Genomic DNA, 13,489 nt, shown 5'->3' on the forward strand with positions numbered 1-13,489 from the left:
TGGAGAATCTTTTTTTTAGACTAAAACTTTTTCTAAAAAGTTTTTAGTCCGTTCGTGTTGTGGATGGTTAAAGATTTGTTCAGGTTTTCCTTCTTCAACGATGTAGCCGCCATCCATAAAAATAACCCGGTCTGCTACTTCTTTAGCGAAGCCCATCTCATGAGTCACGACTAGCATAGTCATGCCTTGATCAGCTAATTTTTGCATCACTTCAAGTACGTCTCCAACCATTTCAGGATCAAGGGCACTAGTTGGTTCGTCAAACAGCATAATGTCTGGCTTCATTGCTAAGGCACGTGCAATGGCAACACGCTGTTTTTGACCACCAGACAAAGATTTAGGGTAGTCATTGGCTTTCTCAGAAAGGCCGACTGTTTCTAATAATTCCAAAGCATGTTTTTTTATGGCTTCTTTGGAATCTTTTTTGAGTTCTTTGGGTGCCAATGTAATATTTTCTAAAACGGTTAAATGAGGGAATAAGTTGAATTGTTGGAAAACCATCCCAACATCTTCCCGCACTTTATTGATGTCTTGTTTTGGATCGGTAAGATCGAAGTCATCGATGATCACTTTTCCGCCTGTAATTTCTTCTAAAGCATTCAGACAGCGAAGGAAAGTACTTTTTCCAGAACCTGAAGGACCAATGATACAAACTACTTCTCCTTCTTGAACTTCAATATTAAGGTCTTTTAAAACTTCTAATTTCCCAAAACTTTTCTTTAAATGTTCAACTTTTAGTTTAGTCATTTGATAATCTCCTTTCAAGATAATTTGAAAATTTCGTGAGAATTGTGATGATGATGATGTACATCAATCCAATAATCAACCACATATTTCCAGAAGAGTAGGTACGGGCAATGATAATTTTTCCGGTCTGAGTCAATTCAACGATACCGATAACTGATAGAATTGAGGTATCTTTAAGTGTGATAACAAATTGATTGATGAAAGATGGAATCATTATTTTAACGGCTTGCGGCAGAACAACTTTACGCATAGACGTATTGTAAGTAAGGCCTAAACTTCTCGAAGCTTCCAACTGGCCGGTATCTACTGCTTGAATACCACCACGAACCAATTCAGCGATATAAGCTGTTGTATTTAAACTTAGCGTGATCACACCAGCAATATAAGCCGGTATTTGAATATTTAAGAATTGTGGGATAGAGAAGTATATGAAAAAGGCTAGAACGATCAAAGGAATACCACGTAAAACATCTACGTAAATCATAGCTATCCAATTTAATGCTTTGTTTGGTGAAGCGCTAAATAAACCAAAAATAACACCTAAAATTGTGGCAATGACAAAAGCTGTAATAGTCAATAAAAGCGTTCTGCCGACCCCTTTTAGTAGTTCTCCACTATTTTGTTGGATCAGGCCGAAGAAACCAAGATTAGAGGTTTCCTCTTGAGCGGTCTCTCCAAGGTAACTATCAAGGATTTCATCGTAAGTGCCATTTGCACGGATATTGATCAATCCGTTATTAAACATTTCTAATAATTCAGTATTTTGGCCTTTATTTACTGCAAATCCATAGTTATCACCTGGTTCAGGATCTGTAGGTATTTTTAATTTTAATCCTGATTGAATAGCGTAAGCCATTACAGGATAATCTTCAAAAGCAGCATCTGAGTTTCCTGTTTGGACATCTTCATACATATTCGCAGAATCCTCGAATGTATTTACTTTAAAGCCATATTCCTCTTGAATAGACTTAGCAAAATCAGCACCAGTCGTTCCAACTTTGATAGCCACTGTTTTACCCTCTAGATCTTCATAAGAAGCAATCTCATCGTTATCTGCTGAGACAGCCATAACCACGCCACTCTCGAAGTAAGGATCAGAAAAATCAAATGATTCTTGACGTTCTGGAGTAATACTCATTCCGGCAATCATGCCATCCACTTGGTTAGTCTCCAGAGCTTGTAGTGCAGCACTAAAACCCAAAGGTCGCAATTCATAATTAAAGCCTTGATCTATAGCAATAGCATCTAGTAGATCAACATCTATTCCTTTATATTCACCATCAGCATCTTTGTATTCAAAGGGAGCAAAAGTAATATCCGTTCCAATGATATAAGTTTTGGTTTTTTCCTGTGCGGAAGCTGTAATAGGTAGTAAGATAGTGAAAATCACTGTAAGTAAAAAAGCTGTCATAAGTGTAAAAAGTGATCGTTTTCGTAAATTCATAAAAACCCTCCTCGTATAAGATATAATTCTAATTTAAGTTTAAACCAATTGCAACAATAATGTAATCTATTAATGTGATATAATCTGACATGGTCCTGTTTTGTTTGTTTTTATTCAACAGGTTGATTGGCCATCTTTTGTTCGTTATGATAATAATGTAAAATGAAATCTAATTAAGCGGGTGATAAAATGATACGAAGAGCAGAAATTTCAGATATAGATCAGCTAGTGGAGTGGATTTGGATCATACTAGAAGATATGGAACTAGCATTATTGCAAGAAGCAGACATGAGTACGTTAAAAAAAATGATGAAACAAGCAATGGAAGATAAAAATTATCGCTATAGTTATCATCGTGCCCTTATCAGCATGCGTGAAGGGGAGAGAGCAGGAGTTTGTTTTGGCTATAAAGGTGAGTTGGAACCTATGATCGATGAGGCTTTAAATGAGAAACTAGCATTACTGGGGATAACGGAACCACTATTTGAGGATCCTGAAACGGTCTCAGGGGAGTGGTACTTAGATTCATTGGTGACAGACATAAAATTTAGAGGTCAAGGCGTAGCAACCGAATTGTTAAAAGCGTTACCGGCTATCGCTAGATCGGAGAATGAAGAAGTTATCGGTCTTAATTGTGATCAGCTGAATCAAAAAGCACAACAACTATATCTTAGCATAGGCTTTGAAAAAGTATGGGAGTGTAAGTTAGGCGAACATTTATATGACCACATGCAATGGAAGATAAATTGAAAAAGCATTGATCGATTGGATTAAAATCAGATCAATGCTTTACGTATCGAATAAATAGGCTGAATTACACGGATTACTCTTTTTCTTGCGGTGTCTGGTAAGCGTGTCAAAGTGAGGTTATCTACAATCAAAGCAAGGCAGAGACATATCGGAGCATTTTGAGCTTCTGGTATAAGCAGTGTATAGTAATCTCCAAATGAAGTATAAGCTTTGGTCATCTGCATTATCAGTTGACCTTTACAGCGTACAGTGTAGTCATGATTGTAAAAATCGCCAGTTACCATCCAATCTAGCGGTGTAACTTTAAAATAAACATTTCTTAAGTTACGGTGCTTAGTGATCGAACCAGCTTTTTTACCTTGGATATAGATATCAAATTTAGGAAATAAGGATAACACAGTTTGTTTGACTTCTACAAGCAAGGTCCCATCTATGCTATATAAAGACAGTTTATCACCAACTCTGCCCCATTTACCTGAAATAAGGTAGATATCTTTGCCTTGTTCATTTTTCACGAGTATTTTCTCGTGGCTTGAAACATATTCTTGTTTCATATAAAGAAGTACCATAATAAACGCCCCTCTAAAGGTAATTTAAGCGGATACATATTTTCTCTAATTATACCAAAAATTGATACAAAACGAAATATAAAGTTATGTAAAGAAGAGCCCACCTTAAAATTAAGATGGGCTTTTCCTTACATAGCTGATTTAATAGCTTGACCTAATTCGTGCAGAGCTTTTACTACGTCATCAAGTTTTGTTTCCATACGCTGAAGCAGAAATAATGCGATAAAGATGGGGAAACCAACATTACCAATAATCTCAGTTACGGTAGAAAGCCACTGTGTACTTGCATCCATGTTATACTCTCCCTTCATTTAGTAGATAGATCAACTAGATCGTTAACCTACTAATAACAACGAAAAAGAGCGGAGAACTGTTACCCAGAGATTAGTTGAGGGATTAATTTTTTTGTTCAGTACTTTTTATAACTTCAGGAGCCTTAGCTGAAGCTAAATTATCATCTAATGCAAGTTTGATTGCGTGTGCTACGCCATGGTTATTGTTGCTAGTCGTGCGATATTTAGCATATGTTTTGACTTCTTCCTCAGCATTTTCCATGGCAAAACTATACCCTGCTACTTTTAACATAGATACATCATTGAAATTATCCCCTAGTGTCATGATGTTTTCAAGTGGGATATTTAATTTTTTTGCAGCTTCTTCAAGAGCGATTCCTTTTTGTGCATTAATGTTATTGATTTCAATGTTGTTAACAAAGGAAGCTGTAATAGCAAGATTCCCTGATTTTTCAAGCTCCTCTGAAAGTGGTCCCAGTACTTTTCGTCCATCATCGCTGAACGTAATGATTTTTAAAATCTCAATAGATTCATCGTGTACAAGTTGTTCATAATCCTCAACATAATTGATATTCATGATTTCCAAACGGGCTGCTGCTAAAACAACGGCCATTTTATAAGTAGTGTCTGGATTTGTTTCATACAATAAAGAAGCAACGGACTCGATACGTTTAGCTTTATTATCTGAGTAAATCCCATCTGACGTTGTCATCTCACAATAAAGGCCTCTCTTCTTTATTTCAGATACGATTTCGTGTACCGTCTTTTTACCAATTCCAATATTTTGAATGACATGGCCCTCTTCGTTATAAACTTGAGCTCCATTAAGAGTGATAAATGAACAGTTAATGTCAACTTCTTCAAGTAATGGTTTTGCTTCTGTAAACCCGCGACCTGTAGCTACCATGAAGTGAATTCCTTGTTTCATAGCTTCTTTAATGGCTGCGGCATTTATTTCAGAAACCTTCATCTTTTCATTTAATAATGTTCCATCCATATCGGATACAATAAGCTCTATCATTTTTGGTTCCTCCCAAAATTTGTTTGTATTACTAATTTTACCATTAATAGTAATAAAATAAACGCATATCGCCTTTTTTGTCATGATTTGTCAAAAAGAAGGGATCATTTAAGAACAAAAGGAAAAATCAAATGACTATCATTACTTGTAGGAAATTTGGAATTCTTGTAGGATAGGGGTAAAGTCTGCTAAAGACAAGGAGGAAGTTATAGTGAACTTACCTGTAGAAAATGATTGGCTACAAATCTTGCAAGAACAAACGCTTACGTCCTCTTATAAGTCATTGGAAAAATTCCTTGCGCATGAGTACAAAGAAACGGTTATCTATCCAGAAGTACAACATATTTGGCAAGCTTTTGAATGGACCCCATATAATGAAGTGAAAGTAGTGATCTTAGGACAAGATCCTTATCATGGACCCCATCAAGCCCATGGATTGAGTTTTTCGGTTTTACCCGATGTGAAAATTCCTCCGTCACTAGCTAATATATATAAAGAATTAGAAAGTGATCTAGGGATCCCTCCTGCAAATCATGGTTATCTAGAAGCTTGGGCTAAACAAGGTGTATTGTTGTTAAATACTGTTTTGACCGTTCAAAAAGGACAAGCTCATTCACACAAAGGGAAGGGTTGGGAAGAACTGACCAATGCTATTATTAAAAAATTGAGTGATCGAGACCAACCGATGGTATTTATTTTATGGGGGACCCCTTCGATAAAGAAAAGAGCATTGATCGATGAAACAAAACATGTTGTGCTGACTTCTGTCCACCCAAGCCCTTTATCAGCTTACCGTGGTTTTTTCGGATCAAAACCATTTTCTAAGGCAAATGAGGCGTTGATCAAATTTGGAGAACAACCGATAAATTGGCAGCTTCCTAAATACATTCAATAAGTAATACTAATAGGCTAAGACCCCCAAAAGACTGTCATTTCTAAGCAAATAATAGTATGATAGAAAAGTATATAAAAACAAAATTTGTGGAGGTAGTTAGCTTGGAACTAATAGAAACTTTATCAGAAAAAATACAAGGGAAAAAAATACGAATCGTATTCCCAGAAGGATCAGAACATCGTATTATTGGTGCCGTAGTTCGTTTAGCCGCTGAAGATTTGATTCAACCAGTATTGATTGGAAATCCGGAAGTCGTTAAAGAAGCTGCAAAAGTTCGTGGTTTTGATGTAGAAAAAATTGAAATTATTGATCCCGCTAATTATGATAAATTAGATGAGATGGTTGCTTCTTTTGTAGAACGTCGCAAAGGGAAAGTCACAGAAGAAAAAGCAATTGAATTACTAAAAGATGAAAATTACTTCGGTACTATGTTAACTTATATGGGATTAGTTGATGGTTTAGTAAGTGGAGCGATCCACTCAACAGGAGAAACAGTTCGTCCTGCATTGCAAATCATTAAAACAAAACCAGGTATTAGCCGTACAAGTGGGGCATTCATCATGATGCGTGGTCGTGGACAAGAAAGATACTTATTCTCAGATTGCGCGATCAATGTAAATCCAAATGCTCAAGAATTAGCTGAAATAGCTGTAGAAAGTGCTAAAACAGCAGAAATGTTTGGCATTGAACCAAAAGTTGCTATGTTAAGCTTTTCAACTAGAGGATCAGCGGTCGCTGAAGAAGCTACTAAAGTGGCAGAAGCAACTGAAATCGCTCGAAAATTAGCTCCTCAATACGAAATTGATGGCGAAATGCAATTTGATGCTGCTTACGTATCCTCTGTTGCTGAACAAAAAGCACCAGATTCAAAAGTTGCTGGACAAGCAACTGTCTTTGTTTTCCCTGAATTACAATCAGGAAATATTGGCTACAAAATTGCGCAACGTTTTGGTAATTTTGAAGCTATTGGACCAATTTTACAAGGATTAAACAAACCAATTTCTGATTTATCACGTGGATGTAATGAAGAAGACGTTTATAAATTGACGATCATTACAGCTAATCAAACATTAATGGACTAAAATTATCCGAAAAATTGGCTGGGATATAACTGGCTTATAATAAGAAAAAGAATCTTTTTATCAGGAAACTGATGAAAAGATTCTTTTTTTGTTCTATTGCTTAAAAAAAGTATTGGTGTGTTAAAAGAAATTTCTTCTGGAATAACGTGTTTGCTTGTGGAGAGCCAAGGAAGCGCCTGAATCCTAAAAGAAAGTTGTCATGTTTGTTGCTGTTTTAGCAGCTTGCAAACATGATACACTTGGGCGTTATCTGCCCACAGTGCTTCATTTTAGGCTACAAGCAACCCTATTCCGCCTGAAATTTCAGGTAAGTGATCAAACTGATTTATTGATAGTAAAAATTATAAATTCTATGAATCTGGATCATAGATAGTGGAGTACGTTTATGTACGTAGATTTTTTAATAAAAGTTGTCAAATGCAGGTTCATTTCCCACCGATGATGCATCTTTTAGAGGTATTTTTAGGATCAATTGTTGGATAGGTTATGAGGTTTGGATTTATATCCTATTCTTCTTTTTTTTTGGATAAAGATAGAATAGTTGCTCAATTGAATACGTTCTTACTATAATAGATGAATAGGAGGGGATTTAATGAAAATCGGAATTATCGGAGCAACGGGTAAAGCAGGTTCAAAAATTTCAGCAGAGGCATTGATTAGAGGTCATGAAGTTATTCCTTTGGTTCGAAATGCTTCCAAATTACCAGACAATAGAGATAGCTATTATATTGAAAAAGATTTATATGAACTAACATATGAGGATATAAAAAATTTAGATGTAGTAGTGGATGCATTTAATGCTCCAGTCGGAAGAGAAGAATTACATCAAACAAGTTTGTCCTATATTGTGTCGTTAATACAAGGTCATGAAACACCACGTTTAATTGTTGTTGGTGGAGCAGGAAGCTTGTACGTAGATGATGCGATGACAACGCATTTGATGGATACGCCAGACTTTCCTGAAGAAGCTAAACCGGCAGCTTTCAATATGGGGAAAGCGTTTAATCAATTAAAATTAACCGAAGATGTCAACTGGACTTATCTAAGTCCATCAGCTTTCTTTGATCCTAAAGGTCCAAGAACTGGAAAGTATCAACTAGGTAAAGATCGATTGTTAACTACCAGCAAGGGAGAAAGCGAAATAAGTTATGCTGATTTTGCTCTTGCGTTAGTTGATGAAATTGAAAACCAACAATTTATTAATCAACGAATAACGGTATGTAGTGAATAGGTTATTTAGAGTAGTAAAATCATGAGGTTGATACAAATGCTTCATATTCACTAAAAATAATTATTCTAGGGTGCGCTCTAGAATAACAGGCTCGATTCCCTCTAGCGGATTCGGGCCTAATCGTTTTTGTCGTACTTCATCGATTTTTCTTTGGCTATTTTCAAATACTTGAATTACAATAAAACATAAATGAGTAGAGGAGAATAACATGAATCCCATTAAAGCAAAAAATGAAGAACAAACAAAAACAGTAGCTGCCAAGCTGGCAGAACTACTTGAACCTGGAGATCTTATTCTTTTGGAAGGGGATCTTGGAGCTGGGAAAACGACTTTCACAAAAGGCTTAGCAGAAGGACTTAGAATTAGTAAAGTTGTTAAAAGTCCAACCTATACGATCATTAGAGAATATCTAGAAGGAAGATTGCCTTTGTATCATATGGATGTGTACCGGCTAGAAGAGACTGGAGCAATGGATCTAGGCCTAGAAGAATATTTTGAAGGGGATGGAGTATCGATCGTCGAGTGGGCAACCTTTATTCCGGAAGACTTACCCCAAGAGTATTTACAAATCAAGCTTGTCCCTGTTGGAGAAGCCCTAATGGAACGAGAGTTGACTTTTTATCCGGTTGGAAAAAGGTATGAAGAATTGATGCTAAAATTTGAAGCTAAGCTTGGTGAAAATAAATGATAGGTACGATAAAAATACGAGAAGCTATTCCGAGTGATGCTAAAAAACTATTGAACCATTTACAAAAAATTGCTCTTGAAACAGGGTACATGACAATGGGATCTGAGGGACCAGGCCAAACAATCGAGGCCAAACAAAAAGAAATCAAACTAATTCTAGAATCCGATGTGACTGTTTTGCTAGTAGCCTTAGATAAGGAAGAAATTATTGGAATCGCTGAAGTTCATGGAAATAAAAGTCCAAAACTAAAACACATTGGGGATATCAGCATTTCGATCGCAAAGGACTATTGGGGAATAGGATTAGGCACAATGATGATGGAACAATTGATTGAATGGGCAAATAGTCCGTCAAGTCATTTGAAAAGAGTCGAGTTGACTGTTCAAGCTCGCAATGAACGAGCGCGCCACCTATACGAAAAAATGGGTTTTAAACTGGAAGCCATCATGCCTAGAGGAGTCAAAGACGAAGATGACTATTTAGATGTTTGCTTGATGAGCATGATGATTGGCGAAATTTAAAACATATTAAGATTAGTCCAATCACTTATTTGAAATTTATAGCGGAATAGAGTTGCTTGTAGCCATGTAAAGTATTCAATGCGAATTAAAGAGCGTTATCGCTTCAGCGACTACGCTCTGTTTGAGGCTTGAAAGTCAGGAAGACCAAAGGCTTCAAGGCGGTACCATGGCTCTCCACAAGCAAACCCGTTATTCCAGAAGAAATTTCTTTTAACCACCAACACCTTTTTTAGTCAATCGATATATATATAACAAAAAAAAGGCCGTGCACCAGTTTGCTGATGAACAGTCTCCTTTTCTCATTCTTTAATTACACATATTTAACTAATTTCTTTAGGGTGTCAGTTCCAAAATGCTCTTCTAGATAAAGCAGAATAGCTGCACAGGCATTGCTGTCTTCTAGTGCATTGTGGTGATTTTCTAAACCAATGCCTAAGTGATCACAGACCGTATTTAATTTATGATTAGGAATTTCAGTGATTAATTTTCGGCTGCTTTGAACGGTACAAAGTGTTTGGAAATGTGGCTGTTGTAACTGGTAATAATCAAGACAACCTTGTAAAACCCCGCGATCAAATGGGAGATTGTGAGCGACAATCAATTTTTTTTCAGTGAAGAAAGGCATTATTTTTTCCCAAACATCTGGAAAAGAGGGAGCATTTTGAACATCTTTTTCGGTAATGCCATGGACTTGTACATTGCGCCAAAAAAATTCAGTTTCTGGTTTAATAAGAGAATAATAATGATCAACGATCTGGCTTTTTCGAACAACGGTCAGTGCAACTGAACAGGCACTATGACGTTGATGGTTAGCCGTTTCAAAATCTAATGCGACAAAATTCATATTTCCCCTCCTCGAACAAGCATTCGCTTAATAGTATAAACGATTTAAGTAGAAGTTACTAGTAAAATTTTTCAATAAAAAAAGCTATCGTCAGCTGATAATTCAGCAAACGATAGCTTTTATTTTTTAGTAAGTCAGCTTATTTTAAACTTCTTTTTTATGAGGGATAAATTTAGCTAATTCCATTAGGATAACAGCAACTACAGCTAAACCTGCAGCAATTCCCCATTGTTCCCAACCAAATGAAGCCGGAATATTAAAGACCGAACGGACACCTGGAAGAACTGTGATACCATACAAAACAGAACAGAATAGAACTGCGTAAATAGCATAGATATTAGAGAAGAAACCTGCTCCAATAGATGTTTGCGTATTTGAACGTGCTGGGAATGTTTGTAATGTACGAGCTAAGATAAGTGTTGTAAAGGCCATAGCAACACTCATTTGATTTGAATAACCTAATCCAATGTATTGTGAAATGATAACAGCAACACCAATCAGCACACCACGGAAAAGAACGGATCTTAATGTGTCACCTGCAAAGATGCCTTCATTTGGATCTCTAGGGTCACGTTCCATAACGTTTGGCTCACCTTTTTCCATTCCTAGTGCAATTGCAGGGACAGAATCGTTTACCAAGTTGATAAATAGTAATTGTAAAGCCGTAAAAGGATTTACCCAATTCATGAGCAAAGCAGCTATGATCGCGATTATAGCACCAAGGTTACCAGCAAATAGGTAAGCAATTGCTTTCTTGATGTTATCGAACACGTTACGTCCAACTTCAACGGCACTGATGATCGAAACAAAGTTATCGTCAGTCAAAACCATTGCAGCTGCATCTTTAGCAACGTCGGTCCCACTTCCCATTGCAATCCCGATATCTGCTTGTTTCAAGGCTGGAGCATCGTTAACGCCGTCACCTGTCATAGCAGAAATCTTGTCTTTATTTTGCCAAGCACGGACGATTCTGATTTTATTTTCAGGAGAAACACGAGCATAAACAGAAATTTTTTCTAATTTAGCATTTAATTCTTCTTCACTTAGAGCATCTAATTCTTGACCAGTCAAAGCGATATCGTCTGGTTCTGAGATTCCAATATCACGAGCAATTGCACGTGCAGTTGTTTTGTGATCCCCTGTGATCATGACCGTTTTGATTCCCGCTTTTTTAGCTTGCTCCACAGCGCCGTAAACAGCTTCACGAGGTGGATCGATCATTGCCACTAAACCAACTAAAATCAGATCATTCTCATCTTCAAATTCAATAGTGTGTCCTTCTGCAACTGGCTTATATGCGAAAGCCAATACACGTAAAGCACGATCTGAAAAGATTTCATTTTGATCAGATAAAGCTTTTAATCTTTCATCTGTTAAAGGAACAACTTCTCCATCGACCATTATTTTTGAACTGAGACCAAACACGACATCTGGACCACCTTTTGTTAACATCAAGTTTTCGCCATCTATCTCATGAACGGTAGACATCAACTTACGATCTGAGTCAAAAGGCAACTCAGCAGATCTAGGGTAAGTGGAACGCAATTCGTGGTAAGGTTTGTTGACTTTGTTACTGAAAGCAATCATAGCAACCTCAGTAGGGTCACCAAGTTCTTGTCCTTCGGCATTGATATTTGAGTCGTTTGCCAAAACAGCGATCTGCATTAAACGAGCTTCATCTTTTGACCATGTATCAGGCTTGGAATTGAATTCGCCTGTTTGTCCATTTGGTAAAAAGTAATCAACAATCGTCATCTTGTTTTGCGTTAAGGTACCAGTTTTATCAGTACAAATAACGCTTGTTGAACCTAAAGTTTCAACAGCTGGTAGTTTACGAATGATGGCATGTTTTTTAGCCATTTTATTTGTTCCTGTAGAAAGAACGATTGTGACGATGGATTGTAAGGCTTCAGGAATAGCTGCAACTGCAACCGCAACTGCGAACATGAAGGCATTCAATAATTCTGTATTCACATCTGTTGCACCACCAAAGAAAATGCGAGATGCTTGGATAGCGAAAATAAGAATTGAAAGGATAAGAATACCGAAACCTAATTTTTTACTGAAATCATCTAGTTTTCTTTGCAACGGTGTCTGTTTAGTAACTGCACTATTGATCAAGTCGGCAACTTTACCAATTTCAGTGTTATTACCTGTACCTGTGATAATAACTAATCCACGACCATAGGTCACTAAGGTTCCACTATGAACCATATTTGAACGGTCACCAACGGGTACTTCTTTTTCAACAACAGCAATATCTTTATCTGCCGGAACAGATTCACCAGTTAGCATGCCTTCATTGATTTGAAGTGATCCAGCTTCTAATAATCGTCCATCAGCTGGGACATAGTCGCCGGCATCTAAAATCACGATATCTCCTACAACCAGTTCCTTTGCGGGGATCGTGATTTTGATCCCATTTCGAATCACTTTCGATTCGGGAGCCGAAAGACTGGACAAGGCATCAAGAGAGCTTTCAGCTTTCTTTGTTTGGATAACACTGATGACAGAGTTGATCATTAAAACGGCAAAAATAATCAGTGATTCTACTACTGAACCTAAGGCCATTTGAATGACTGCTACGATCAGTAACACGATAACCATTGCATCTTTAAAAGTTGATAAAAATAATTTAAGCACGGAGTCTTTTTCTTTTTGTTTTAATTCATTCAAGCCATCACGTTCTTGGCGTTTTTTGACCTCGGCTTCCTGTAATCCTTCAGGTGAAGTCTGTAATTCTTTTAATATTGTTTTTTGGTCTTTTTGATAATTTTCCAAGTGATACACCCTTTCATAAAAAGATTAGCCGTTTTACTCATAAATAATTATTTGTGAGTAAAATCGGTTGTTAAGAAGAAATAAAAAATAATACATTTGTCAAAAATAGTAGCATATACATGCGCATCAAACAAGTTTTATTGATTGAAAATGATTATCGTAAACCGTTACTAGAATCATTAGCTAAGCTTGTTTTTATTCACTTATTATCCTCCTTTAATTGATAGTTAGTAAAGTTGATAAAAAAAGAGACTTATGCAAAATTGTCCCTTATAGAGAACAATGTGCATAAGTCTCACTATTTAAGACAACACCAGAAGATCATTGCAAATCTACTTGTTGGTGACGTTGCCACAGCTATTGCTGCCAGTTACTCCCTTATGAAAAATTATTGATTTCATCTTCAATATTATATAATGTTGAAGATGATTTTGCAACAAAAATTATTTTTTGTTGCGATGGTATGTCATTAACAAATGATAATGTCTTAATAGTTAACAAATGAAAATGTCCCGTAACTACGTTACTCTAATCTAAAAGGATTGGAGTGATTCAATGGGAGTTCACCTAACAATGTTTGAAGAAAAAAAAAATAAAAAAAAAAAAAAAAAAAAAAAAAAAAA

General features: G+C 36.5%; 13 protein-coding genes. 6 read left to right on the forward strand and 7 right to left on the reverse strand.

The features are described 5' to 3' along the window. Positions 1–15: 15 nt before the first annotated feature. Both J7E16_RS04920 and J7E16_RS04925 read right to left on the reverse strand, forming a co-directional pair. A complete protein-coding gene (locus tag J7E16_RS04920; protein WP_214889387.1) occupies positions 16–747 on the reverse strand; it encodes an amino acid ABC transporter ATP-binding protein in 732 nt (243 codons plus the stop codon). After that, entirely contained in the window at positions 740–2,191 is a 1,452-nt protein-coding gene (locus J7E16_RS04925; protein WP_214889389.1) for an amino acid ABC transporter substrate-binding protein/permease, read from the reverse strand. The genes J7E16_RS04920 and J7E16_RS04925 overlap by 8 nt, the downstream gene beginning before the upstream one ends. Positions 2,192–2,380: 189 nt before the next feature. On the opposite strand from J7E16_RS04925, the gene J7E16_RS04930 reads away from it, so the two are divergent. Next, on the forward strand, positions 2,381–2,941 hold the full coding sequence (locus J7E16_RS04930; RefSeq protein ID WP_214889391.1) for a GNAT family N-acetyltransferase: 561 nt from the start codon (positions 2,381–2,383) through the stop codon (positions 2,939–2,941). Between the two features lie 26 nt (positions 2,942–2,967). On the opposite strand, the gene J7E16_RS04935 is transcribed toward J7E16_RS04930, so the two are convergent. From J7E16_RS04935 to J7E16_RS04945, 3 genes are all read right to left on the reverse strand, one after another. Continuing rightward, positions 2,968–3,510: an LURP-one-related/scramblase family protein gene (locus tag J7E16_RS04935; protein ID WP_214889394.1), complete on the reverse strand. Its 543-nt coding sequence runs from the start codon at positions 3,508–3,510 to the stop codon at positions 2,968–2,970. A gap of 128 nt (positions 3,511–3,638) precedes the next feature. After that, on the reverse strand, positions 3,639–3,803 hold the full coding sequence (locus tag J7E16_RS04940; protein ID WP_251006065.1) for a YvrJ family protein: 165 nt from the start codon (positions 3,801–3,803) through the stop codon (positions 3,639–3,641). Between the two features lie 103 nt (positions 3,804–3,906). Next, the gene (locus J7E16_RS04945) at positions 3,907–4,824 is read right to left on the reverse strand and encodes a Cof-type HAD-IIB family hydrolase (RefSeq protein ID WP_214889399.1); all 918 of its coding nucleotides are present in this window, start codon (positions 4,822–4,824) and stop codon (positions 3,907–3,909) included. Positions 4,825–5,035: 211 nt separating this feature from the next. On the opposite strand from J7E16_RS04945, the gene J7E16_RS04950 reads away from it, so the two are divergent. The 5 genes from J7E16_RS04950 to J7E16_RS04970 all read left to right on the forward strand — a co-directional run bounded on the left by J7E16_RS04950 (position 5,036) and on the right by J7E16_RS04970 (position 9,241). Beyond that, positions 5,036–5,719: a uracil-DNA glycosylase gene (locus tag J7E16_RS04950; RefSeq protein WP_214889402.1), complete on the forward strand. Its 684-nt coding sequence runs from the start codon at positions 5,036–5,038 to the stop codon at positions 5,717–5,719. A gap of 101 nt (positions 5,720–5,820) precedes the next feature. After that, entirely contained in the window at positions 5,821–6,801 is a 981-nt protein-coding gene (gene pta / locus J7E16_RS04955) for a phosphate acetyltransferase (RefSeq protein ID WP_214889404.1), read from the forward strand. A 592-nt stretch (positions 6,802–7,393) separates the two neighbouring features. After that, the gene (locus tag J7E16_RS04960) at positions 7,394–8,032 is read left to right on the forward strand and encodes an NAD(P)-dependent oxidoreductase (RefSeq protein ID WP_214889406.1); all 639 of its coding nucleotides are present in this window, start codon (positions 7,394–7,396) and stop codon (positions 8,030–8,032) included. Positions 8,033–8,240: 208 nt separating this feature from the next. Further along, positions 8,241–8,720 (forward strand): tRNA (adenosine(37)-N6)-threonylcarbamoyltransferase complex ATPase subunit type 1 TsaE, encoded by a 480-nt coding sequence (gene tsaE / locus J7E16_RS04965; protein WP_214889407.1) that lies wholly within the window; start codon positions 8,241–8,243, stop codon positions 8,718–8,720. Next, complete coding sequence (locus J7E16_RS04970) at positions 8,717–9,241, forward strand: GNAT family N-acetyltransferase (RefSeq protein WP_214889408.1); 525 nt, start codon at positions 8,717–8,719, stop codon at positions 9,239–9,241. The genes tsaE and J7E16_RS04970 overlap by 4 nt, the downstream gene beginning before the upstream one ends. A 310-nt stretch (positions 9,242–9,551) precedes the next feature. Here J7E16_RS04970 and J7E16_RS04975 read toward each other — a convergent pair whose 3' ends face one another. Next, entirely contained in the window at positions 9,552–10,085 is a 534-nt protein-coding gene (locus J7E16_RS04975) for a 3'-5' exonuclease (protein ID WP_214889409.1), read from the reverse strand. A 144-nt stretch (positions 10,086–10,229) separates the two neighbouring features. Then, positions 10,230–12,866: a cation-translocating P-type ATPase gene (locus tag J7E16_RS04980; RefSeq protein WP_214889410.1), complete on the reverse strand. Its 2,637-nt coding sequence runs from the start codon at positions 12,864–12,866 to the stop codon at positions 10,230–10,232. Between the last annotated feature and the right edge of the window lie 623 nt (positions 12,867–13,489).

Origin of the sequence: Carnobacterium sp. ISL-102, from assembly GCF_018612935.1 — a bacterium.
Lineage (GTDB): Bacteria > Bacillota > Bacilli > Lactobacillales > Carnobacteriaceae > Carnobacterium_B > Carnobacterium_B alterfunditum.